The following is a 23,834-nucleotide window of genomic DNA, read 5'->3' on the forward strand; positions in this document are numbered from 1 at the left end:
AATTCTATTGTGCGTATTTATTTTTTGATAATTTCTCCGTCTTTCATCTCAATAATCCGGTCACTTTTGCGGGCAAAATCATCATCATGAGTAACTGCAATAATCGTCTGACCGTAGGTTTTGGTAAGCTCCTGAAAAATATCAAAAACAATGTCTGTATTCTTGCTGTCGAGGTTTCCTGTCGGTTCGTCTCCCATGATAATCAACGGATCATTGATGAGTGCTCTGGCGATTGCAACACGTTGCTGCTGTCCTCCTGAAAGTTTGCTTGCCGGCTTCAGAGCCTGATCTTTCAGCCCCAGCATTTCCAGTTTCTCATAAGCTTTGTGTTCAATTTCTTTTTCGTTTAATCTTCCAAGTTTTAATGCAGGAATCATTACATTTTTCAGGCAAGAAAATTCAGGGAGTAAATAATGAAACTGAAAAACAAATCCTATTTTTTCGTTCCGCAGTTCTGCAAGCTTATCTTTGTTGAGACCTGTTGTAAGCTGATTATCAATATAAAGATTCCCTTTATAATCTGTATCCATCGTAGAAAGGATGTACAACAGGGTAGATTTCCCGCTTCCGGATTTCCCGATCATGGAAAGGAATTCCCCTTTTTGTACTTCAAATTCTATGTTTTTGAGTACCTGAAATTCAACAGGATCGTGAAAAAATTTATTTACCTTTTCTGTTTTTAAAATTGTGGTCATCATTTATTTTCTAAATATTTCTACCGGATCTATACCTGCTGCTTTTTTAGCAGGAATATATCCCGCAAAAAAAGTAATTCCCAAGCCAATTACAATTCCCTGAATGTATTTTACGGGTTCATAGTCTATGGGAAAATAACCAATATCGCCGCCAAGATACACTCTTTTTAAAATGGTAATGAGAACAGTAGCTAAAATAATTCCTCCTATTACTCCCATGATTCCTATAGAAATTGCCTGCATCACAAAAATGCGGATCACATCTTTACCTTTGAAACCAATCGCTTTTAAGATCGCTATGTCATTAATTTTCTGTGATACCGTCATGTTCAGAATATTGTAAATTCCAAAACCTGCAACCAACAAAATGGTAAGTGAAACGAATGAGATAATCAGTTTCCGCATTTTATTAGCTGCCATTAATGTCTGATTGGCTTCCTTCCATCCTTCGGCTTTATATCCTGTAATCTGCGTCAGTTTTTTTGCCATATCTCCTGCAGTCTCCGGATCGGTAACATTTACATTAATATCGGTTATGTAGGAATTTCCTTCTTTTAGTAACTGCTGTGAGGAAGCGAGATTAATGTATGATTTTGTTTTGTCTACCGCAGAATTGTTGGTTTTGAAAATCCCGATCAGTTTAAAGGTTCGGTTAACACCTCTTGAAGATGTTAAATTGATATTATCGCCTACTTCAACATTCATTTTTTCTGCAATTCCGCTTCCGATAATAATTCCGTTGGGATTGGATTTTAAGAGATCATATTTTCCTTCTACCATAAACGATTTTATATCGTACATAAGGTTGGCTTCATCGGGATTTATCCCCGCTGCAATACCCGAAATCTGAGATTTTCCGTTATTGTAAAAAACACTCGCATTTACCTGTGGAGCAGCAACGGTTACTTCTTTCTGCTTTAGAATGGTTGCTAAAATTAATTTCGGGTTGATGATCGTATTGTTATCGGGAACTACTTTCGGATTGATAATGATGAAGTTTCCTGCCTTGTTTTCGGGTAAAACCCTGCTTATTTCATCATCTTTGTATACTCTGATGTGGGAAGTGTTTCGGAAAACGGAGGCGTTGGAAGTCCTGTCGAAACCTACCAGAAGACAGTTCATGAAAATATAGACAGACATTCCCAATAACACTCCCAAAACGGCAACTGCGGTAAGCTTTTTATTGGAAAAGATATAGGTTTTTGAAATAAGAGAATTGATGTTCATACTTATGGTTTTAGAGGAAGTAAAACATCATCTTTCGTAATTCCTGAAAGTACTTCTACATAATCTGTGGAAACAATCCCTGATTTTATGATTACCGGCTGTTCTTTTCCTTTCACGTTTACTTTATTTCCATATCCCATCAGTTCTCTCGGGATGAGTAGTGCATTTTTCTTTTCTCCCACCAAAACATTGGCTTCAAGCTGTGTTCCGAATAAAGATGCATTCAATGTATTATCAAAAGTAACTTTGCAGATAAACGACTGGGTCTGTTCGTTAAAAGCGGATAGAATCTCGGATATTTTTCCGTTGTATACTTTATTTTTGTCTGTATTTAGTTTTACGTAAACAGTCTGCCCGACTTTGATTTTCCCGATGTTATTTTCGTCTACATTGAGTACGGCTTCCACCTTCTGATCATCGGCAATCGTGGCGATTATATCTCCTTTCCGCACATAATCTCCTTTCGACTTCAGCTTTTTAATTACTGTTCCGCTCACAGTTGCCGTGATGTGATTAAAACCCCGGACAATTCTGCTGTTTTCCGCCTGTCCTTTTGATGCAATTTTCTGAATTTCAGCCTGCTGCAATATCTGTAATTTCTGTTTTTTCAGCGCATTTAAGCTGGATAAGGAATTTTTTGCAGTAAGCTGCATGTTTTCATATTCTACCTTTGCCACGCTTTGGCTTTTGTAGAGTCTTTCGTAACGTTCTGCCTGAATTTTATCCTGAGTATATTTGTTTTCGGCAAACTGAATATTCTGTTCTAACTGCTGAATCTGAGGTGAATTTGGGGTAAGATTTTCATTGGAAATTGCCAGTTGTTCATTGGCGATTTCGGCATTCACTTCGCTTGATCTGTTATCAATATCCGCTACATTTTTTCCTTTTGAAATTTTATCTCCTACTTCAAAATCTGCATTCAACAATATTCCATCGGATTGCGCGGTAAGATTGTAAGCGTTTTCCCATTCTAAATCTCCCGATGCAAAGACAAGCTCTTTTATATCCTGAACAACGGGTTTTACTTCTTCCTTTTTTGCGCAGGAAAATAAAAAAAGTATAAAAAAAAGAGCTAAAACTGATGTTTTCAGCCTGTATTTCTGATGGGATAATTCTGAATAATTTCTTTCTGTATTCATTGGGTTGTCTTTTTGTGAACTTTAAAATCTATTGCTGATTTCTATTTTAGCTTTGGCAAAACCAATATTTGCCAGTGAATAAACAACATTAAGCCGGCTTGTTAACATATCATTCTGTGAAATGAGCAATTTATCCAAAGGCAGGATATTTTCTTTAAACTGATTGAAGTTTTTTTCATAGGTGTCTTTCTTCAGAGTGTAAATTTTTCTGAAATTTTCGTTTTGCAGAAGGGCTTTTTCATATTCCAGAATCATCTGCTTATTTTTGTTTTCGTTTTCTTTTTTGCTGAATTCCTGATTGTTTTTCGCGATTTCCAGTTGAATTTTCTTGGATTTCAGGTTAGAATACTTGGTAACGGTCGTAGGCAAATCGTAGGATAATTTTAACCCGATATAATTAAAATTGATCCAGTCGGAATTCTTAGAGAAAGCAAAATCATTGCTCAGATTCTGCCAGTTGAAAGATGAAATAAAACTAAGGACGGGATAATTCTGAAATTTTAATCCATTATATTCCTGTTCGGATAATTCATATTGTAGTTTTGCATTTTCTGCCAAAAGACTGTTTTGTGTGGTTAGAGGCGAATTGCTGTTTTCGTAAGTCCACAAATCTTCAGAAAGTGTCGCGTTTATAGTATTTTCAAGAAATAAATTGAAGGTCTGAACCTGAATTTCTGTATTCAGCTCTATTTGCTGAAGCTTGTCCTGCAAGGAAATCAAATTGGTTTCAGCCTCATTTACCTCCTGTTTTCTTGCAATTCCTTCTGTGAATTTGTTCTGAATGATTCTGAGAATATCTTTGGCAATAATAATATTTTCTTCGAGTATTTTTTTCTGCTCATTAAAGGAAAGAATGTTAAAATATACCATATTGATCTGGTCATATACATTCTGTTCGTTAATTTTGTTCTGATTGTCAACCAGAAGCTGATTGGTTTTTGCCGATTTAATCTGGGCGTAATTTGCTAAATTAATGATATCAAATTGTGGCTGAATGCTGAAAGTAGATGCATATTGCTGACCAATCGTTACTTCTTTAAAAGTTCCCTGCGGCTGCCCGAAAATCTGTCCCGGTAAAAAGCTGACCTGCTGGGTAATATTATCCAGTACCTGTGCAGATGCTGGAATTTTGGGATTCAGCAGATTTAATTTTGCGGTTTTTCTTGTTAAGTCTGCTAATCGGGTCTGCCATTCGGCATTTTTAAACTGATGATTTGTGGCTTTGGCATATTCCAGAACTTCTTTAAAAGAGGTGAATTCTCTTTTTTCCTGTCCATTTATAACGCTGAAAAAAATCAGGAAGACAAAGGATGTATATAAAAACTGAGACCTTTTCATAGGTTATTTTATAAGAAGCAGATTACAGTTTTCGATACCATCCACCCAATGTTTTACATCTGGTTTTATTTCTGTAAAATCACCGGAAACCAGAGATATTTTGGTGTTGTTTTCATCTTCATAAACGGCTTCTCCGGATATACATAGAAGCATTGCAGGAACTTTTGTGATATGTTCTTTCAGCCTGTTGTTCTTCAGGATCTGCAAGGAAATAACTTTACCTTCGGAAGCAGAAAAGATTGTTTTAGCCTGTACTCCGGAACTGTCTTCATGTAATTTTTTCAGGTTCATTGTATTTTTTTTATTTTAGTTTTTAATAAGTGTTAATAGGCCTTTCATGGTTTTCATTCCTTTTTCGGTAATATCAAAACTGAAATCTGCCATTTTCCATTTCAGCATTTGTAATCTGAAGGTTCCCATCATGATATGAACCATATCTTCGGTATCAATTTTATGGGTAAAGAAATGATTTTGTTTTCCGTTTTCAATGAGTTCTATGAGGAATTTAGAATTTCTCTGTATTAAATTTTTTATGCTTTGCTTTATCACTTCCGAACTATCCATCAATCCATCGGAAAGAATAACCGCAATATAATGGGGATTATCTTTAAAGAACTGAAACTGGCTCCCGAAAACAGCAAGATATTTTTCTTCTCCGTTGAGATCTGAGCTCATAATCTTTGTAAATCTTTCGTTGATATTTTCTGCCAGATATTGAATTAAGAGTGAAATTATTGACTCTTTATCCTTAAAATGTCTGTAGAGAGCACTTTCAGAGAAACCGATTTCAGCAGCTAAATTTTTTGTCGTAAGACCCACAATTCCTTTCTCCATCAAGATTTTACCCGACGCTTTGATAATTTCAATCTGCCTGTTTGTAATATCTAATTTCATGCATTCTATTAAAGTTAGTGAATATTCACTCTCCAAATTTAGCATTTATTTTTATTCGGACAATATTCTGATTTTGTGTTTTTTATCATATAACTGATTTTAGCCGTAAAAGAAAGATATTTGTAATTTATAAATCATTTAGATCACATATTTTTTTGTTTTTACTTCAATTTCAGAACCTTCTGCAAGCATTACAGAAATTGGGTTCCTATGATTTAAACATTCAAAATCATTACCGTATACTTTCTGAAAATCTATTTCTAACTGATAGTTTTTGATTAAATAATAATCCCATTTCGGATGGCAGACTTGATATTCTGATGTTTTATTTTCTTTTTTTGTGAAACCGTAATAATGTTCAGTAATGAACTCAAATTCAGAATTGTTTTCCATTTTTAATGGTTCACTTTCTGCACTGATCTCTATTGAATGCCATTCTTTATCTTTCCAAGAGTATTTTATCAGCAGTTCTTGATCTTTTTGATGAATGATATTTTTCATCGGCATTGTTTTATAATTTTCTTTGTAAACCGAATTTGCCACAAAACTCAAAGCCGGTTTAGGAACAATTTCTTTGATGAAAACAACTCCTCTTTTCCAATCATTGCCTTCTTTTTTCTTTACATAAAATCTTAAATTTACTTCTTCGAAATTTCTGTGAAAAGGAATCGGAAGTCCGAGTAATTTTGTATTTAAAAACATAAACCCGACTACACTTACATAGCATTTTCCCTTGTAAAAATCGAGTTCTGTACCTTTTGGAAGATATTTCTGTAGAATTTCGGGTTTAATTTCGTAATTGATGATGGCTAGTTTTCGCCATTCGGCTTTTAGGAAGTTCATGACTTTGGTTGATTGTTGTTAGTTGAAAGTTGATGGATTTAAATATTGAGATGCTTTCCTTAGTCAAGCTCAGGATAAACTTACAGCTTAGCATGACATCGCTAATACTAAACGTTTCGACGCTCGCTTCGCTCACGCTTCTGCTTATTTTCTGCAACAGTTTTTATTAATTTGTTTCTCTCTAAAAGAAAGTTTTTCATGTAATTTTTAAGAAACAGAGCATCAAAAATTTTTCCGATGATCCCGAAAGGGGAATGAAATTCGAAGATGTCTGTCATGATTGTGTTTTTACCTTCCTGCCTGAAAATATGCTGATGTTTCATGGATTTGAAAGCACCCTGCAACATCATATCTGTGAAATGATGAGGCCTTTTCATACTGATAATTTTTATAGTCAAGGTTTGACAGAATCCTAAATGTTTTGCTCTCCACGTTACCGTTTCGCCTTCTTCAATGAGTCCTGAAGTTCGTCCTGCGATTGCTTTTTCTCCTGTTTTAAAAGTTGATTCCTGATGAAGATCGATGTCTCTTGCCAGATCAAAAACGGTCTGAATGTCTGGTTTGATGATGGTATCTAAATAGATTGTTGACATTTTAAAAATATTTTTTAGTTTTTAAAGATTCATCCAGATTAAGATGGCTAAAACAGTCAATCTGAAAACAATCCATGAAATGGTCGGAAGAAGGTTTAATTTTAAAATTCTGCTTCTTCTGAGATGTTCTGAAAACATGACAAAAACCACAATTCCGAAGTAGATAACTGATGCATTTGCATTGATATTAAGAAATAAAGCCGGAATCAGAAGTAAAGTTCCGATTAAAGAAACCGTCATCATATTTCCGAGGTAATTCCAGATTTTCTCTTTTAAATAAGTTTTTAAAATTAAAGTCTGCCAAACGATTTGTCCGCAACAGATTGCAAATTCTCTCCAAAAATTCTGAGTGAGGTTTAATCCCAATTTAGATGAAAATATGCTTAAAATATATCCTGAAAAAATGACCACAAAAGCGATGTAAGCCAATCTGTATTTTAGATTGAAATCCGGAACACAAGCTGTTTCCGTATCGTCATTTTTCGAAGGGATGATCTGTTTTCGGTTATAAGAAACGAAGGAATACATCTTCTTGAAAAACCAAAATAAAGGCTGAATCCTCGCAATTTTTTCAAGCTTTGGAAATGAATTTCCTATGATTAACAAAAGACTTTCTAAACCATATATTACTGTGTTTTTTTCGTGATCGACTAAAGCGATTTCGTTTTTTGCGCGGTTGAAATCAATGATGTTTTTATTTTCGAAACTCAGGTCTGTAAAGGCTTCTCTTCCGTTTTCATCGAGCATTCCGCATTTAATGAAGCCTTTTGAATAGATGTTGCACATGGGACATTCGTTATCGTAAATGAGGATGTGGTTTTTGAGGGTTTTCATGGTTGTTCGTTTAAACTATTTTTAGCATCAAAAAAACTGATCATTAAGGACTGAATAATAAGAATGGGTGAAAGAAATATCCAGGACATTACCATTAATTCAAAAATATTTTTCAGGTTTTGTTCAGTGTCTTCAAACTTGAATAATGATGATAAAATCAGGATTAAAAAGCCGATTACAACATAGGTTGAAATAAAAACATATACTTTTCTGGAATCTGTCTTTATATATTTGTTACTGAAAGCCTTGATAATATTCAGAGAATATTGTGCAACGGCTATCAGGAAAAATTCAACTATTATTACTACTCCTAAAAATTCCTGTTTTGTAATTATTGCTGCAAGAATTGTTGCAAGAAACAGTAAGATTAGCGATTGCTGGATTCTGAGATCGTATGTAAGAATGGTTTTCATAGTTCTGTTTTTTTAGTATTCACAAGTTTTATAACAATCTATAATGTAGAGGATTGCCAGTACCGGACTGTAAAACACTGATGCGATTAAAATATATCCGAAAAAATTGGTGACATCATTATTGCTATTAAAAGCCAAAATAATCAGCCATGAAATCCAAACAGGCATTATAAAAATTCCGTAGACAATATATAGCCAAGATTTCTTTGTTTTCTGAAAGGCTCTGCTGATAAAACTAATTAATTGAGGTATTCCCACTATGAAATAAAAAAGAAAAACAGTAGCATTTTCAAAAACAACAATTCCTAAGAATACCAAAATAAGTCCGATTACAAGGAATGAAAGTTGAATGTAAAAGTCGTTTTTAATAGAAGTTTTCATGGTTATTGGATTTTAAAGGTTCAAAAAATCTCCTCTAGTTCTCTTTTTCTGGATTTTGAAGGTGAAATACATCCAGATTTTAAATAGCAGTGTTTTCATTTTTGATGATTTTATCTTTGTTCATGGCGTGTTTACGACCTTTCAGGAAAAGAAGCAGGTTCAGAAGCATCATCACTCCGAGATAGATGGAAAATCCTCCGATTTTTTCGCTTAAAGCAACAACCAGCCTTTCAATGGTTTCAATTTGAAAAAATTCAATGATACAAAGTGCGAAACCGAGATTTAAGAGGTAAAAACCGATTTTAAATAAAGAGTTGGTTGCCATTGCAATGTCTTCTTTCTGATGAAAAATATCGATCATAAACGCTTTGGAATTTTTGAACAGAAACTGGGAAACCAATACAGTAAGGAGGATTACAATTGGCAGATAGATCATGTATGCCTGAAAATTGTACGTTGTGGTAAGAGCTGTTGCATTCATAGTTTTATTATTTTATGGTTAAATTTTTTCTTAAAAAGTATAGTGCGAAAATGTTAATAAAGTGCAGCACACATAAAATCAAGGTGATATAGCCGATTCTGATTGCTGTCACAGATAACATTTTTTCCATAGAATCTACTTTTTCCCAGTGGGTAAGATTTAATGCGATGTACCCGAGATTGATGAGATAATAACATCCCAAAAGAATCCTGTTGATCGTTAAACACAAATCTGCATCGTGAATAAGATAGTTCAGGTAATGTTTTCCTGCGTTGTAGCATCTTCTTCCGACATCAATGGTTATGTAGGAACTGACGGAAAGAAAAAGCAGATATGAAACAATATTGAACATTTTATAAATATTATATTTTCAATAAATTTTGAAATTTAATTTCAAAAAAATTATTTTTCCGTTTTATTCTGTTGCATAGTTTTAACATTGTAGAAGCCATAGATCAGATAGTAAATATTAAAAAGTACGCCTCCGATGCCCATGAAATAAAGAACATACTCAATTTTAGAATCGTTGAATAATAAAACCGCAACAAATAATAACTGGAAAAATAACAAGACACCATAAAAATAGTACCGGTGAAGTTTGCTTTTGCTAAGTGAAACTCTCAATAAAAATCCTATCAGATTTGATATACCAATATAAAAAAGTGCAATAAAAAATTCTGTTCCGGGTGTTTTTTCGAAATAATCAGCGATAGCATACGAAAAGAATACAAGGCTAATGACTGTCTGAACTATTGCTTCTCCTATTAATATTTTACGTTTCATGTTGTGAGTTTTTATTGTTATTATATTTTCAATAATTTTTGAAAGTTAACCTGAAATAAAAAAGGAAAATTTTCCTTTTTATATTCATCCTTTTCGTTTCGTTCAGACTAACAAACGATTACTTCAGTAAATTCGTAATCTTTCCAACCAGCCAATGATCGTCACTTTTTATCGCGAGATCCATGATATTGTTGATTTTTCCTGTTACAGAGCTGAAATCATCCATTAATTTAATGAACTCTTTCGCTTCGTCAGAATCTTTATCTTCAATATTTTTTAGTTCTTCCAGAAACGAAATTACAGGCTCAATCTCTCTCTTTCTTCTTTCTTTGGTAATCTGCTTGAATAAAAACCAGACGTCTTTTTCAGCTACAAAATATTCTTTACGGTCGCCTTTTACAAATTCTTTTCTTACAATTCCCCAATCCATCAGTGCACGGAGATTCATATTGGCATTTCCTCTTGAAATTTCAAGCTGCTCCATCACCTCATCGGTAGAAAGCGCTTTACCACTTGCCAAAAGCAAAGCATGAACCTGTGCCATCGTACGGTTAATGCCCCAATTGGTGGCAAATGTACCCCAAGTCTGAATGTATTTTTCTTTAGCTTCTGAAAGTTGCATTTTGTTTTACTTTTAGTTTCTGATACAAATGTAATAATAATTTTCGAACTTTCAATAATTTTTGAAAGTTTATTTAAAATAAAAACAGACATCCTGTGAGAATGCCTGTTAACACTAACTTTAATTTACTATTTTGCTCTATTTCATTTTATTTTCATCCATTAAAGTCCCAAAACCACTCTATTTTTGAGTGAATTCACTTTAAAGGAAAATTCCATCTTTTTTGTTTCATTGGCATTTAAAGTTATTTCCCAGATAAGTTCTCCCGTTTCTTCATTGTAAGATGCACCGCCTTTGTTAACAAGCGTAATGATGATCTGCTTATCCTGTGACACCGGAATTCGGTCTTTAATTCTGAGTTTTACTTTTTCACTTTTATTATTTCGGATGGTAAACTGATAGGCAAACTGCTGTTCCTTATTAGAAGAGGAAATACTCTTTTCCATGGTTTTATCTTTAATCACCTCTCTTTTAGCACTTATTCTTTTATCATCGCCCAGTGTCAGCAGAAGTTTAGTATCCGTGTTTTCTGCATTAAGCGTAGTTTTTCCGACATTGGTATTTTCGAAAATAACATTCGCTTCCGCATTAATAAGGTTGTATTTATCGAGATTATCTAGTTCTGCAATCAGATAAACTGTTCTATCCACTTTAGGAACTGAATAATAAGTATATGTCGCAGGAATTTCTGTACGGTCCAGATTGATGCTGTTATCCTGATTATTTGATAAAATAGTATAAAGATCTTTGAGGTCGTAAGCGACATTCAGCTGATTTCTGGAAACATTCGATCCAAGAACAGCAACTTCTGCTATATTTACTTCTGCCACAGCAGATGTTCTTCCCGAATTATAGTTTTCTGCCTGATTTATTTTGATTCCCGGTGCAGAAGCAATTAAAGGTTCCTGATAAAACAAACTCCACTCCGATAAAGAAGGAATTGTTTTTTTGACATTAGGATATCCGGAAACCAGATGCAGCTCCACATTCTTCCAGTCCAGTCCTGAATTCTGTCTAACCATTGCCTTGTACAGCAGCTGCGCTTTAGAATTAATATCAGGAATCAACACATCGTAGTAAGGTTTCCAAAAAGCGTCCCGGATGCTGTACTTGATGTCTAAATTAACGTCCTCTGAGCTATCGCCGGAAACCTGCAGAATCAGTTTTCCTTTCGGATATTTTTCCAATTCCTGATTGTTGAGATCAAATCTGCTTCTTAGTTTATCCAGCTTTTGAGTAAAAAGAGCATATGACGTTTCGGCCTGATCCAACTGTATACTAAGGTCTGTTCTTTTTTTCTGATAGTAATCAATTAATTTTTCAAGTTCTTTAGAATATGAGGTAGAACCTGCATTAATGGTTTGATTTTTATCTAGAATACCGATACTGTTAGACAATGCTGCTCTTTGAAAGTCCAGATCCTTTAATTTTTTCTCCACAAGAGAAATGCTGTCCAAAACAATTTTATGTTGGGGATTTCTTTTATCCAGTTCTACTTTATAAATACTTTCATCTGTTGTGAACCGATAGGTAAGAACCGAAACTTTAGATTTCGAACCTATTTTTATGGTATTCTCATCAATGTTCTGTGCGATATTAGTAATGACGACTTCGGAGCTTCCTTTCGGAATTTTAAACATAGTATTGCTGTACAGCTCTGCAGACTGCTCGTATAAAGTAACAGACTTTAATTTTGCCTCTGCAAAAACGGGTTTTTGTGCGAAGGCAAGGAATGGAATATTGCACAGAGCAATAATGATGAGTTTTTTCATATAATTTTACTACTTAATTATTTTTTATCTTTTTATAATCCTGAATCATTTTTACAAATCCTTTTCTGTATCCTTCTTTATCCTCGCCTTTGCTTTCTTTCGCCATTTTTTCGATCTCGGATAAATTCTTTCTCGTAATTAAATCTGAATCTCTTAAAACCAGTCCAAACCAAGCAACCGATGACGCAAATTGAAAATCATTGCTTTCTTTCTGAGAGGCAGTATTTTTTATGACATGAATAATTTCTGCACTTTTTGTTTCTTGAGGTTTTTTATATCTGAATTTAACAGTTCCCAGTTCATTTCCGGACTTTTGACTGACAGAATTTGAAGTATATTTAAGTTTATTCTGTTTAGGTAAAAACTTAGAATTTACATTAGCAGGAATGATTTCGTATAAAGCCGTTACTGTATGTCCGCTTCCTAATTCTCCTGCATCAATTTTATCATTTGTAAAATCCTCATTTCTCAGTTTTCTATTTTCATATCCAATCAATCGGTAAGATTTTACGAATTTAGGATTAAACTCAATCTGAATTTTAACATCTTTAGCAATTGTATAGATATTTCCGGCGAATTCTCTTCCTAAAAACTTGTTGGCTTCCTGCAGATTATCTATGTACGCATAATTTCCGTTTCCTTTATCAGCGAGTGTTTCCATTTTGCTGTCTTTATAATTTCCCATTCCGTACCCTAAACATGTAAGAAAAATGCCTGATTTTCTTTTTTCCTCAATCAGACTTTCAAGATCACCTTTTGAAGAAACTCCTACATTGAAATCTCCGTCTGTTGCTAAAATCACCCGATTATTTCCGTTTTTGATGAAATTTTCCTGCGCCAACTTATAGGCAAGTTCAATTCCTGCTCCTCCCGCCGTACTTCCTCCTGCTTCCAATCTGTCCAAAGATTCAATAATTTTTCCTTTCTCAGAAATCGATGTCGGAGGCAATACAACACCGGCACTTCCTGCATACACCACCATTGCCACTTTATCTACCGGTCTTAGCTGATCCAGTAATATTTTCAAAGAAGATTTTAGCAACGGTAATTTATTTTCCGCAGCCATAGAACCGGAAGTATCAATCAGGAAAACAATATTGGAAGGAGGAAGATTATTCATCGGAATATTTTTCCCCTTCAAGCCGATCTTCAGCAACTGATGATTAGGATTCCATGGATTTTTTCCCAATTCTGTACTGATAGAAAAAGGCTGATTGTTTTTTGGCTGCGGATAATCATATTTAAAATAATTGATCATCTCCTCCACTCTCACCGCGTTTTTATAAACTTCCCCATACTCAATCATTCTTCTTAGATTAGAATAGGAAGCGTTGTCTGTATCAATAGAAAATGTGGAAAGTGGCTGATTCTTTGTTAATTCAAACGGATTTTCAACTAAAGCATCATATTCTTCATTCGTATAATCACCTTTCCGGGCAACTTTCTTCTTCCCTTTTTTAGTTCCTATATGATTATTGTATACTTTTCCTTGAAGTTGATACGATCTTCCAAGAGTATAGGAATTTCGCGGAGAATAGGAAATTTCTGACGCAGTAAGCGATTTTGGTTTCGGACAGCCGTTATATTCCGGTAATCCGGGAACGGTAGGACACGCATCGTCTTTATCCAGGATTCCGTCGCCATCTGTGTCCGGCCAAGGACAGCCGTTGTTTTCTGCGGGTCCTGCAACCGTCGGACAGGCATCATCTTTGTCTATTATTCCATCTCCGTCGGTATCAGAAAAAGGACAGCCGTTATTTTCTATCGGTCCCGCAGCTTCTTTGCATTGGTCTTCTTTATCGGGAACACCGTCGCCGTCCATATCTGGGAACGGACAACCTTTATTCTCTATCGGTCCTGCGATTTCAGGACATTTATCTTTTCGGTTTTTAACTCCGTCCTGATCTTTGTCTTTTTCAATGCTTAATTTCTCTTTTTCAGTTTGATGATCTGTTGCTGTTTTGGTTTTACAGCCCATTATTAACATCAAAGCCAATATGGTAGTTCCTAGTTTTTTCATATGTATTATTTTTCTGAAAGTATAATTATTTTCCGTTTCTGTGTTTTAAGGATGCAGATTTTCGGAAAAGTTGCAGCGGATTTGATGTTTTTTTGTTAAAACTTTACCCTCTTCATTTTCCCAATTTAATTAATTAAAATTCAAACAACTAAAAATTTAACAACTTTAAAATAAGCTTTAAGGCTGAATTCTGACTTTTATTCCTTCATTCCAAAATTTTGCTTCCGGCATATAATAAAGGTATGCGTTGCTTGCTTTTCCTGTATATTCTCCTGCAAATTCCACTTTAAGATCCAGATTGATGGTTTTTATTTCATTGGCATCAAAATGTTCCCAATACAACACCAGATAATTATCAAAAATTTCATAATAAGAAACCTGTCCTTTATCCAAAAGATCCTTCAGCAAAGCATTCTGTAAAGTTAATCCTGCCGGAATTCCTATTTTCGCGGTCACCATCGGAAGCTGGTTATTTATTTTATTCTGAATGGTAATTATCATTCGGTCTGTATCGCCTGTTTTAGTTGTTTCAGATTTTAATCTTGTATTCAGAATTAAAGGAATTTCTGCACTTTTAGGAGCTTTTAACGTGTAATATTCGTAATCCAGTTTATATGGAAGTCCTCTTTGTGTAGGATAATTGACGCTGATTGTATTTTCTCCGTTTTTAAAAGCAGAACCCACCGAATTATTAACCCCGATTTCAGCTCCGTTTACTTTTATTGCAGGTTTGTCGGTTCCGTATAATCTTTCATTTTTGGCGAAAAATTCTGATAATGATTCCAATGCCAAAGTTGTTGCCTGAGTGGAACCGAAACCGTAATATCCGTTGAAATTGATTAAATGATCTGCAACTTCTGCAATTTTTAACTGGCTCAACTGCTTATCTTTCTGCAAAGCCATCAGATAAAGTGAAAGTGTTTCTGCATTTGCAGAAAATCCTCCGGAACCTGTAAAAGTAGTTTTTGTTTTTAAACTTTTCCCTTCAAACTGATTGTTTAAAATTGCTATCAAGTCTTTATACTGCTGATTTTTGCCCAGATCGGAAGAAATATTTGCCATTAAAGCCAACTGATAAGCATCTTTTGTAGCCAAAGCACGTTTCAGATTGATTTCGTAGGCATCATCCAGATTTCTGATCCCGGTTTTAGACAAAGCATACAAAACATACATATTTCTCGACCATGCAAAATCTGAATATGGAATGCTTTTTTCATAGTCTCTTCTTACCTCAAACATTCCGTTCTGATTTTTTTTAGATAAAATAAAAGACGTAAGATCCAGAATGATTTTAGGTTCAATATTCACATATTTTTTCAGATCTCTAAATTCAAGCAATGCAAAAGCAGAAAGCGCCACATCCGATTCCGAAGATCCGAAGTAAGTGAATCCGCCGTCGCGGTTTTTATAGCTCAGCATTTTCTGATAGCCTTTTTTCATATTTTTGATGACCAGACTTTCGGTTTCCGGCGTAATTTTTTTAATCTGTTTTAAATAATCCAGAATGAAAATATTTGGATAAACGGTTGAAGAAAGCTGTTCAAAACATCCGTAAGGTTCTCTTTTCAGGCGTTCCATATTTTCAAACATCTGCAGTGCATTGTTTTCATACACATAATAAGACGAGAAGAAACTGCCTTCAATATAATCCGGAATATCAATTTTAAGGTCTTCTGTTTTGTTATTGATAACTGAATAGCGGTGCGGAAATCCTTTTTCATCAACTTTAAAAGGAAGGATCATAGTTTCTCTGAAATCTTCTGATCTTACGGTAAACTGAATATTCGATTCCAACACTTCATTGGTCTGGATTTTCACAAATAATCTGCCTGATTCCAAAGGTTTCAAAGTAATCGCGCTATCTGATTTTACCACATTCACACGATTCGGAACAATAACGTCCATCGTTATCTTTCTGGTTTCCGGAGAATTATTTTTAACCACCACCGGAATCATCATCTGATCTGTTCTTGTAAGATATTGCGGAAGTTTCGCATCTATTGAAATCAGACTTTGAGCGGCATAGGTTGTTTCATCACGCCCGATTAAACCTGAAGAGGAAATTCCTTCCGTCATGATTCTGAAAGTAGAACTGGCATCGGAATTATAAAATTCAACCTGTGCTTTTCCGTTTTTTCCTGTTTCTACTACAGGATTCCAATACAGAGCTTCGCGATAATCGTGTCTGTAAGAAGTGTTTGTCGTTTTGTAGACAGGATAAGAAAAATTTCTTGTGTATTCGTACGAAACCAGACTGTCATTGGGAATATTCACCAATGCATAATATGATTTCGGCGTTACATCAAATTTTATCTGAGTGCGAAAGTTCTTCAAAGAATTAATGACGATCACCCCATTTGCACCTCTGTTCCCATAAATGGCGGTTGCAGCGGCATCTTTTAAAACCGTTATACTGTTGATATCATTTGGATTAATGATGGTCTTAAAATTTTCAACAGGAACTCCATCTACGACAAACAGCGGATTTTTATTGGCAACAGAAGCATTTCCTCTGATCTGCACATTGAGATAACCTCCCGGCTGATTGGTGGGAGTAATAACAAGTCCCGAAACTTTTCCGGCTAAAGAAGACGTAATGCTTGGATTCTGAATTTCCTCAGTTCTCAGCATAGTTACAGAACTGGTAAGCCATTCTTTTTTCTTCATTCCCATTGCTCCCGTCACGACAACCTCTTCTATATTTTGAGATTTTATGGTATCACTTCTCATGCTTCCTCTTGAAACCGATCGGGAACGTTTGTTTTCGGAGGAAGATTTTGTTCTTTCTGTGGAAGCCGTTTTCGCAATTTCCTTTTCAGCCTCTTCACGCAGTTTTATTTTACCTTCTTCTTTTACGGTTTCCTTTACAATTTCTTCTACATTAATATTATTCAGAGATTTTGCAGCCAAAGGATTTATTGCCAGTCTGTAAGATAAAATCCGAATTTTCACCTGCTGTTTTGGCTGTACAGATTTCGCAATCAGCTTATTGGAATAACTTCTGTTAAGATCATAAAAATAAAACAATCCGTTCTCAGAAGTCGTCTGTTTCAGGATTTTACCGTCCCCAAGGAAATACACATCGGCTTTTACAGGGTTTCCTTTTTCATCTTCTACAATTCCGTAGATGGGATTTTTCTTTTCGGGAAGATATTTGTATTTTCTGTTTTTGATCACTTCGGGAGTCATCTCAAAATATCGGTAACCGTTGGTAAGCATTACCAAATCGAGGCTTCTGGTTCTTTTTTCTTCTTTTTTATCGAAATAAAACTGTGGTCTTTCAATTTTTCCTTTCAGCTCAGAATCCATCAGCAGCCACGAAAGAATATGGTTCTGCTTATCGTCTGCATACGTCCATAGTTTATCATCCACAACGCTCAGAGCGAGATTTGCGGGAATCGGTTTGTTATTTTCATCGGTGGTTTCGATATTCACAGTTACTTTTTCTCTCGGAAGGTAATTTTGCTTTACCGGTTTTACTTTCACATTCATCTGTCTGTTTTCATTCGCAAAGACGATGCGTTCTGCCAAAGGAATATCACCTTCAAACACCGTGAATCTGCAAATGCCGATAGGAAGTTCATTTTCCGGAAGTTCCAATTCATTCAATCCTTTTTTTAATGAAATGGTTTTGCTGTACATTTCTTTCTCACGGAAATTTCCTTTGAGAATAACATCCTTTTCATCTTTTGATCGGATTTTAAAAACAATCTTCTGATTTTCTTTATTGATATTGAAAACGATTCCTTCATCTTTTGCCATCGGAAGCGGATAAACGGCTGAAATATTTTCAGGTTTCAATACTTTAGCATAATAATTTTCTCCTTTTTTTGGAGTAAAAAGAAAACTTCCCATCCCGAAATTATATGCTGTAGTCTCCGTAATTTTCTGATGATTTTGGTTAAAAATTTCCAAAGCTGCATCGACAGGCTTTTCAAATTCATCCAGAATTTTATAGGCAATATTCTGTTCAATTCCATTAATGAAAGTTCCTCCTTCCGGCATGAATTTTATATCAAGATGATTCAGTACAATCGGAATATTTCGTGAAATGGATTCTGTAAAGCCGTCGAAATTGATTTTAATGGTTAACAGTGCATCAGAAGATTTTAAAACAGCCGGAAGTCTGAATTTCAGTTGATTTTTCCCTTCTTTGTCTGTTATCAGCTTTCCCTCTGAAATCTTTTCACCGTTATGCATTACCGTGTAATCTCCTTCGTAAAAAGGAATCGGAAGATTGCTGAGACTTCTCATTGAAAAATCGGCAAGAACCTCATCTCCTGCTCCATATCCTTTTTTGGGAAATTCCAGTTTCATCAGAATTCTTGGCGAAACAATTTTTTGGAGGGTAATTTCTTTCTCGAAAGCATTTTTTCCGTCTTCATTCTGCATCCAGTTCGTGAAAGCGCGCAATTTGTATATTCCGCCCTTCATGTCGCTGTTAAAATAAAAATAGCCTTCTGAATAACCGTTTGTAATTTCGTATCTGGCTTTTTTTACGACTGTTCCGCTTGGATCAGTCAATTCAAAATTGACGGCTTTGCTCTGATCGGCGGGAAGATTATTTTCTGCCTTTACCGTGTAAATTTTAAAGTACATTTCCTCACCGGGTTTATAAAAAACATGGTTGGTCTGGATGTACGTTTTTTCTTTTTCGAAATTTTTAAACGCTTCCTGAGCTTTTGACAGAGAAGCAAAAACCAGAAAAAATAATCCTAAAATAGATGTTGTAACCTTGAAATTCATACCTTAAAATTGAAATGAAACCATACAGCCAAAAGTTTTAAACGACGGAAGATTGAAAAAATCCAGTCCTCTTCCGTTATCCGAATCATAGAAATTCTGATTGGAATCTGCGCCACGATTCGCCTGCCAAAGAAGGATATTATTCACATAGAACGTAATTCCCAAACCTTTTTTAAATTGCCCGACATCGAATTTTGCCGTTAGAGAAACCGCATTAATTCTCACATAATCCGCTTTCTGAACATAGTCTTCTGCAACGCCCAAATATCCGTATCTCGTCCATCGGTTTTTTGAAACGTCCTGATTGGGATCGTAAAAATCAACAGGAATCTGATTGGGATTTCCACCGGAATTTACTCCCTGAAAAACATAATTTTTAATATTTCTGTCGTCTCCGGAAGTTTGGGAGCGTCCGTAATAATCGAGAACAGCCTGAGTTCCGTTCCATACCTGTCCGCCTTTTTTCCATTCCCAGTTGATGTCTAAAGTGAACATTTTATAGGTGAAATTATGAGTGAATTTAACGACGAAATCCGGTGTGGGATCTGCAATTATTTTGGAACCATTCGCTTTTTTAGGATAACCGGATTCATCAATTATCAACGCTCCGTTGTTATTTCTTTCGAAATAACTTCCTACAACGGCTCCCAGAACTTCACCTTCCGACAATGTTTTGTAAATGTCTTTAAAACCTGAAACCGCTGTATTATTATACCCCGAATTTACCCGATCCACAATATCTCTGTACTTAAAAAATGAAGCTTTCTGGCTCATCCTGAAATCTGAACCCAGATAAACATTATCAAAAAAGAAATTCACTTCCAGTCCGCGGTACGTGTGATCTGCAAGGTTTTTCAGTTTTAAATTGCCATTTTCAAAAACCGGAAAAATATCATTGCTGATTTTCCGTTGAAAATATTCTGCTTCAATGCCTAAATTGTATCTTGAAGTCAGCCTGAAACCCGTTTTCCATTCTTTAGAATCAATATTCGACAGATTTTTAAAGGTTTCCACTTCCTGAATCGGAAAATACTGATTGGAATTCTGCGCATTCAGCAAAGTGGTTGCGTAAGAAGCATACGATTTTGTGATTTCCGGCTCCGAGCTTAGCTGAGTGTAGGCTCCTAAAATTTTAAAATTGATGTTTCTCCAGTTGAATATTTCTTTAAAAGTAAAATATGCTCCCACTTTAGGAAGGAAATAATTATTTTTAAGCGAAGTATTTGAAATGTAGAAAGAATTTCCTGCATTCAGTCCCATTTCGAAATCTCCGTAGCCATTATAATTTAATCCGTACTCAAAGATATAATCCTGCGAAGTTCTCTGGTAAATATAATTTTTACTGTTCAAAGTATTATCAATCTCCGATCTGTTGTTATTGACAATAAAATTGAGATTAAAGCGATGGTTCCAACGATATTCATTTATCGAATATTCTCCTGAAATACTGGAATTATACAATTTATTGTTTTGCTTTCTCCCATTTCGCAGACCTTCGGGAAAACCATACGTTGAAGGTTTATAACGATCCAGATTCAGGAAAAAATCGTTTTCATAAGATTGTGTGACATTTAGCTTAAAACGATACCAGTCCCGCGAAATTCCGAAGTTGAACTGTCTTCTTTTATCTCTGGAATTGTATTGATTATCTTCATAAAATAAAAATTCAGGATTGTCTGCAAACTTGCTGTAGCTTCTCTGCGAACCATCGGTAATAAAGATCTTCTGAGCATTCGAAAAAGAAACCGGCGTCAGTAAAGAATTCTGATAAACTCTGTTGAACAAGCCAATCCTGTTGGAATTTGTCGCTTTATTTTCTTCATATATAAAAGCCGCATTTACATTAAATTTTAAAATTTTCGAACTTAGTTTTGTTTTAAAAGAATTCAGAATACAGTGCTGATCCATGAAATACATCTGATCTTTCTGCTGTCCGAGATCCAGTGAAATCCGAAATTTTTCATCATAAGAGTACTGATGATTTTTGAAAAAAAGATTCAGCCTCAATTGATTATTGTACCCAACTGTCGTTTTAAAAATGTCGTTGTCATAAGCTTTCGCGGGAGAATTTCCGTTCATGAGAGGAATGAGTTTTCCATTCTGATCATATTCATAAGGCTGATTATCAAACTGTAAAGTTGAAATATCCGGTCCGAAACTGAACATTTCATTGGTTTCGGGACCTTTCCAAACCAGTTCTCCGTTTTCATATCTTCCCTGAACATATTGATTCTGGGTTTTCGGAACGGAATTTCTGCTTTTTACTTCCGCTGAAGTGGTAAAACTTCCGTTTAAAAACAAAAATTTCTGGGTTCGTCCTTTTAAACTGATGAGATTCTTATCGATTTCTTTTAGGTTTCTGATGGAATAATAATCAAACAAATTAACTTTCAGGTTTTGTCCTGAGTTTTCTATACTAAATTCATTTTTCCGCTCTTTTGAAACCAAGCTGTCATACGTATTATTTTGAATATTTTGAACACTTCTTTTCTCTATCTGACTTTCCAAAATAGTTTTCAGCTCACGGGTTCCGTATACAACCGCTTTGTTTTTACCGTTGTTCCAAACCAAAGTATCGTAATCTTTTGCTGCGATGATGGCAAAGCCTTTTTCATCGGTAAGTTCATAAACTCCGCTGTTTTTGTTCAGAACCTTTAAAAAATTCTGTGGCTTTTCTTTTTCGTTTAAAAATATTCCGGAATAATACCGTTGAGAATTCTGCGCGAAGAGGCAGTTAACCGCAAGCAGCGGAAGCAGACAATACAACTTCTTCATGGTATTTTTGTTGATTAAAAGGCGAAAAAAGAAACCTCCGAAGAAATTTCTTTTTTCAGATTTATATTGAATGAATATTAGTTTTGGAGGTTTAGAGAGCTACTTTTTCAGCAGTTTTTCTTTTTTAAGCAGCCTTTTCAGCATTCTTTTTTCTTTTCGGGAAATGTCTTTTGTTTCCACCAGAACAGCTCCATTCGCGGCTTGGTTTCCGAAAAGTGCGGTTGCTGTGTCTGCTTTAAAAACACGGATGGATTCTATTTTTTTAGGATCAATTCTCTTGAAAAGTTCGGAATCTGTTGCCTTTCCGTTGATAACGAACAGCGGACTGTTATTGGTTTTGGATGAACCTTCACAACTGATCGAGATATCCACTTTTCCGGAACCCTGTCTTCCCGAAATTGAATTGATATTCACGCCTGAAGCTGCACCACGAATTGAATTTACTGCTTCTTTGTTCCCTATCTTATTCGCCAAGCCCTGATAATTTCCTGCAACAGATTGTTTTGCCTGAAGATATCCTTTATTGTATGCCAGAATTTCAGGTTCCTGAGAAGATTCTTTCAGATCATACGGATTGGTAGAATAGACTGCTTCTGCGGTATCTGCAACAGCATTAAGATCCGTGAGTTTCTTTTTCAGTGATGAAGATGGATCCAGAGAATTCACCATCGAAGCTTTCTCTTTTTTAATTCCCATCGCAATTACCACTTCTGTATTTTGATTTTTTGGAACCTCCTGAATTATTTTATCGATTTTTTCAGGAATTTCAGGTTTTTCGCCATGTGCTGGAGAAGCTGCCGGAACGGAAGAAATTACCGGAAGTGGCGCTGCAATCATAGCATGCGGAGCTTCAGCAGCCATCGTTACAGGAGGCAAAGTTTCCTTTTGAATGTTCGCTTTTATAGTACTGTCAGCTTTTTGGATGTGTTCTGAAATAACAACAGAAGGTTTATTTTCGGAAATTATATTTTTTGCAATAATTTGTTGGGTTACTTCCGCTTTTTCTTTTTTACCGGAAAAGTAAAAGATTGCAGATCCGATTAATAAACTTGCGGCAATACCGTAAGGAAACCATATCGGAACTATTTTACTCTTCTTTTCTTCTTTTCTGTCTAATTTTTCTTCCACTTTCGCCCAAACTTTATCAAACCCAGGAAAAGTCGCAGGTTCTTCCAGTGTTTTAGAAGCCTCGTTGAATGTTTTATCTATTGAATTGTTTTCCATTGTTGTAAAAGTTTAAATGTTTTGATGAATCAAAAGTTCCTGAAGTCTTTTTCTGGCAAAATTGAGCTGGGATTTTGAGGTTCCTTCGCTGATGGAAAGCATGGCTGCAATTTCTTTATGAGGGTATCCTTCAATGGCAAAAAGGTTAAAAATAGCTCTGCAACCTTCTGGGAGAAAGTTTAAAAGACTTAAAATATCTTTTTCAAACGATACGTTTTCTAGTGTAGAATCTGTGGAAACGACATGATTGTCTTCTAAAGAAATATGCAGTTCTTTGGTTGATCTCAGTTTCTGAAGGCACTCATTTACTGCAATCTTTTTCGCCCACGCTTCAAAAATTTCGGAATTATGAAGCTGGTTTATTTTTGTAAAAATCTTATAAAAAGTGTCTGCCAAAACTTCTTCTATATCCTCATCGTTTTTCAGATAGCGTTTGCAAACGGTGTACAGTTTTCCCGCCATCCTTTCGTAGACTTTCCGCTGCGCATTGCGGTCGTTCCGTTGACATTCTAATAGTAACTCTCGTTCCATAATCAGGCTTTATATCTACATAGATGCAAAAAATTTCAAAAAGGTTGGAAACATGGTTAACTTTTTTGAAAAAATAATGAATTTCAGTGAAGGCTGCAAATAAATTTAAGAACGAAAACACCTGTAAATGAAGCCTATACTTCACATTTTTGAAATATTTTCTTTTTTTATTTTTTTTAAAATTATTTTCACAAAGTTTATGATGCCGCAATTATCCAAATGTAGTAGAAAAGTGATATGGAAAATTAGTAACAGATGCTTTCAGCATGACAAATTTAATGGTCACAACAAATATTTAAAATGAATGACTTCTATATTAGCCGTGATTGAGCGGTCTGTCTGAGCTCTTTTTGGGTTTTCGGCGGCGGCTTTGCCGCCGCCGAAAACCCAAAAAAGCGAGTAGCGAAAGCGCGAAACAGCTCCTGATAAAAAACTTTTTGTCGGAAAACGCGATATTCAATTTAACCTTTGCCTTTGTAACAAATCTTTAACAGGAACGACTATTCGTATAAATAATCTTTTT

Annotated in this window: 21 protein-coding genes; all 21 read right to left on the bottom strand. The window is 35.2% G+C overall.

The window, feature by feature from the left end:
• Positions 1–17 precede the first annotated feature (17 nt).
• Complete coding sequence (locus KKI44_RS05630) at positions 18–695, bottom strand: ABC transporter ATP-binding protein (RefSeq protein ID WP_214591105.1); 678 nt, start codon at positions 693–695, stop codon at positions 18–20.
• 3 nt (positions 696–698) lie between these two features.
• Positions 699–1,922, bottom strand: coding sequence for an ABC transporter permease (locus tag KKI44_RS05635; protein ID WP_214590226.1), 1,224 nt, complete (start codon positions 1,920–1,922; stop codon positions 699–701).
• 2 nt (positions 1,923–1,924) lie between these two features.
• Positions 1,925–3,061, bottom strand: a complete 1,137-nt coding sequence (locus KKI44_RS05640; protein WP_214590227.1) for an efflux RND transporter periplasmic adaptor subunit — start codon at positions 3,059–3,061, stop codon at positions 1,925–1,927.
• A gap of 21 nt (positions 3,062–3,082) precedes the next feature.
• A complete protein-coding gene (locus KKI44_RS05645; RefSeq protein WP_214590228.1) occupies positions 3,083–4,399 on the bottom strand; it encodes a TolC family protein in 1,317 nt (438 codons plus the stop codon).
• Positions 4,400–4,402: 3 nt separating this feature from the next.
• Complete coding sequence (locus KKI44_RS05650; RefSeq protein WP_214590229.1) at positions 4,403–4,690, bottom strand: hypothetical protein; 288 nt, start codon at positions 4,688–4,690, stop codon at positions 4,403–4,405.
• A gap of 15 nt (positions 4,691–4,705) precedes the next feature.
• A complete protein-coding gene (locus KKI44_RS05655; protein ID WP_214590230.1) occupies positions 4,706–5,293 on the bottom strand; it encodes a TetR/AcrR family transcriptional regulator in 588 nt (195 codons plus the stop codon).
• A gap of 138 nt (positions 5,294–5,431) precedes the next feature.
• On the bottom strand, positions 5,432–6,136 hold the full coding sequence (locus KKI44_RS05660; protein ID WP_214590231.1) for a YqjF family protein: 705 nt from the start codon (positions 6,134–6,136) through the stop codon (positions 5,432–5,434).
• A gap of 107 nt (positions 6,137–6,243) precedes the next feature.
• The gene (locus tag KKI44_RS05665; protein WP_214590232.1) at positions 6,244–6,729 is read right to left on the bottom strand and encodes an SRPBCC family protein; all 486 of its coding nucleotides are present in this window, start codon (positions 6,727–6,729) and stop codon (positions 6,244–6,246) included.
• A 21-nt stretch (positions 6,730–6,750) separates the two neighbouring features.
• A complete protein-coding gene (locus KKI44_RS05670) occupies positions 6,751–7,563 on the bottom strand; it encodes a DUF393 domain-containing protein (protein ID WP_214590233.1) in 813 nt (270 codons plus the stop codon).
• Positions 7,560–7,976 (bottom strand): hypothetical protein, encoded by a 417-nt coding sequence (locus tag KKI44_RS05675; protein WP_214590234.1) that lies wholly within the window; start codon positions 7,974–7,976, stop codon positions 7,560–7,562. Before KKI44_RS05675 ends, KKI44_RS05670 begins: the two co-directional genes overlap by 4 nt.
• A gap of 12 nt (positions 7,977–7,988) precedes the next feature.
• Positions 7,989–8,357 (bottom strand): hypothetical protein, encoded by a 369-nt coding sequence (locus tag KKI44_RS05680; protein WP_214590235.1) that lies wholly within the window; start codon positions 8,355–8,357, stop codon positions 7,989–7,991.
• A gap of 79 nt (positions 8,358–8,436) precedes the next feature.
• Positions 8,437–8,838 carry a hypothetical protein gene (locus KKI44_RS05685; RefSeq protein ID WP_076396570.1) on the bottom strand — a complete coding sequence of 134 codons (402 nt, stop codon included), beginning with the start codon at positions 8,836–8,838 and terminating at the stop codon, positions 8,437–8,439.
• Between the two features lie 7 nt (positions 8,839–8,845).
• Positions 8,846–9,190: a hypothetical protein gene (locus KKI44_RS05690; RefSeq protein WP_214590236.1), complete on the bottom strand. Its 345-nt coding sequence runs from the start codon at positions 9,188–9,190 to the stop codon at positions 8,846–8,848.
• Positions 9,191–9,240: 50 nt separating this feature from the next.
• The gene (locus KKI44_RS05695) at positions 9,241–9,621 is read right to left on the bottom strand and encodes a hypothetical protein (RefSeq protein ID WP_214590237.1); all 381 of its coding nucleotides are present in this window, start codon (positions 9,619–9,621) and stop codon (positions 9,241–9,243) included.
• 118 nt (positions 9,622–9,739) lie between these two features.
• On the bottom strand, positions 9,740–10,243 hold the full coding sequence (locus tag KKI44_RS05700) for a GbsR/MarR family transcriptional regulator (RefSeq protein ID WP_087706067.1): 504 nt from the start codon (positions 10,241–10,243) through the stop codon (positions 9,740–9,742).
• 161 nt (positions 10,244–10,404) lie between these two features.
• The gene (locus KKI44_RS05705; RefSeq protein ID WP_214590238.1) at positions 10,405–12,015 is read right to left on the bottom strand and encodes a DUF4139 domain-containing protein; all 1,611 of its coding nucleotides are present in this window, start codon (positions 12,013–12,015) and stop codon (positions 10,405–10,407) included.
• A 13-nt stretch (positions 12,016–12,028) separates the two neighbouring features.
• The gene (locus KKI44_RS05710; protein WP_214590239.1) at positions 12,029–14,035 is read right to left on the bottom strand and encodes a vWA domain-containing protein; all 2,007 of its coding nucleotides are present in this window, start codon (positions 14,033–14,035) and stop codon (positions 12,029–12,031) included.
• Between the two features lie 177 nt (positions 14,036–14,212).
• Positions 14,213–18,781 carry a TonB-dependent receptor plug domain-containing protein gene (locus KKI44_RS05715; protein WP_214590240.1) on the bottom strand — a complete coding sequence of 1,523 codons (4,569 nt, stop codon included), beginning with the start codon at positions 18,779–18,781 and terminating at the stop codon, positions 14,213–14,215.
• Between the two features lie 3 nt (positions 18,782–18,784).
• Positions 18,785–21,556 carry a hypothetical protein gene (locus KKI44_RS05720; RefSeq protein WP_214590241.1) on the bottom strand — a complete coding sequence of 924 codons (2,772 nt, stop codon included), beginning with the start codon at positions 21,554–21,556 and terminating at the stop codon, positions 18,785–18,787.
• A gap of 99 nt (positions 21,557–21,655) precedes the next feature.
• Positions 21,656–22,780: a TonB-dependent receptor plug domain-containing protein gene (locus KKI44_RS05725; protein ID WP_214590242.1), complete on the bottom strand. Its 1,125-nt coding sequence runs from the start codon at positions 22,778–22,780 to the stop codon at positions 21,656–21,658.
• A 12-nt stretch (positions 22,781–22,792) separates the two neighbouring features.
• The gene (locus KKI44_RS05730; protein WP_214590243.1) at positions 22,793–23,311 is read right to left on the bottom strand and encodes an RNA polymerase sigma factor; all 519 of its coding nucleotides are present in this window, start codon (positions 23,309–23,311) and stop codon (positions 22,793–22,795) included.
• Positions 23,312–23,834: the final 523 nt, after the last annotated feature.

This window comes from Chryseobacterium sp. ZHDP1, assembly GCF_018603435.1.
In the GTDB taxonomy this organism is placed as follows: Bacteria; Bacteroidota; Bacteroidia; order Flavobacteriales; family Weeksellaceae; genus Chryseobacterium; species Chryseobacterium indicum.

Bases quoted from the DNA above. Each gene is read 5' to 3' on its own strand.
- KKI44_RS05700 (WP_087706067.1), bottom strand. From the start codon at position 10,243: ATGCAACTTTCAGAAGCTAAAGAAAAATACATTCAGACTTGGGGTACA.
- KKI44_RS05695 (WP_214590237.1), bottom strand. From the start codon at position 9,621: ATGAAACGTAAAATATTAATAGGAGAAGCAATAGTTCAGACAGTCATT.
- KKI44_RS05650 (WP_214590229.1), bottom strand. From the start codon at position 4,690: ATGAACCTGAAAAAATTACATGAAGACAGTTCCGGAGTACAGGCTAAA.
- KKI44_RS05655 (WP_214590230.1), bottom strand. From the start codon at position 5,293: ATGAAATTAGATATTACAAACAGGCAGATTGAAATTATCAAAGCGTCG.
- KKI44_RS05690 (WP_214590236.1), bottom strand. From the start codon at position 9,190: ATGTTCAATATTGTTTCATATCTGCTTTTTCTTTCCGTCAGTTCCTAC.
- KKI44_RS05675 (WP_214590234.1), bottom strand. From the start codon at position 7,976: ATGAAAACCATTCTTACATACGATCTCAGAATCCAGCAATCGCTAATC.
- KKI44_RS05720 (WP_214590241.1), bottom strand. From the start codon at position 21,556: ATGAAGAAGTTGTATTGTCTGCTTCCGCTGCTTGCGGTTAACTGCCTC.
- KKI44_RS05710 (WP_214590239.1), bottom strand. From the start codon at position 14,035: ATGAAAAAACTAGGAACTACCATATTGGCTTTGATGTTAATAATGGGC.
- KKI44_RS05725 (WP_214590242.1), bottom strand. From the start codon at position 22,780: ATGGAAAACAATTCAATAGATAAAACATTCAACGAGGCTTCTAAAACA.
- KKI44_RS05685 (WP_076396570.1), bottom strand. From the start codon at position 8,838: ATGAATGCAACAGCTCTTACCACAACGTACAATTTTCAGGCATACATG.
- KKI44_RS05705 (WP_214590238.1), bottom strand. From the start codon at position 12,015: ATGAAAAAACTCATCATTATTGCTCTGTGCAATATTCCATTCCTTGCC.
- KKI44_RS05630 (WP_214591105.1), bottom strand. From the start codon at position 695: ATGACCACAATTTTAAAAACAGAAAAGGTAAATAAATTTTTTCACGAT.
- KKI44_RS05670 (WP_214590233.1), bottom strand. From the start codon at position 7,563: ATGAAAACCCTCAAAAACCACATCCTCATTTACGATAACGAATGTCCC.
- KKI44_RS05680 (WP_214590235.1), bottom strand. From the start codon at position 8,357: ATGAAAACTTCTATTAAAAACGACTTTTACATTCAACTTTCATTCCTT.
- KKI44_RS05715 (WP_214590240.1), bottom strand. From the start codon at position 18,781: ATGAATTTCAAGGTTACAACATCTATTTTAGGATTATTTTTTCTGGTT.
- KKI44_RS05640 (WP_214590227.1), bottom strand. From the start codon at position 3,061: ATGAATACAGAAAGAAATTATTCAGAATTATCCCATCAGAAATACAGG.
- KKI44_RS05645 (WP_214590228.1), bottom strand. From the start codon at position 4,399: ATGAAAAGGTCTCAGTTTTTATATACATCCTTTGTCTTCCTGATTTTT.
- KKI44_RS05665 (WP_214590232.1), bottom strand. From the start codon at position 6,729: ATGTCAACAATCTATTTAGATACCATCATCAAACCAGACATTCAGACC.
- KKI44_RS05730 (WP_214590243.1), bottom strand. From the start codon at position 23,311: ATGGAACGAGAGTTACTATTAGAATGTCAACGGAACGACCGCAATGCG.
- KKI44_RS05660 (WP_214590231.1), bottom strand. From the start codon at position 6,136: ATGAACTTCCTAAAAGCCGAATGGCGAAAACTAGCCATCATCAATTAC.
- KKI44_RS05635 (WP_214590226.1), bottom strand. From the start codon at position 1,922: ATGAACATCAATTCTCTTATTTCAAAAACCTATATCTTTTCCAATAAA.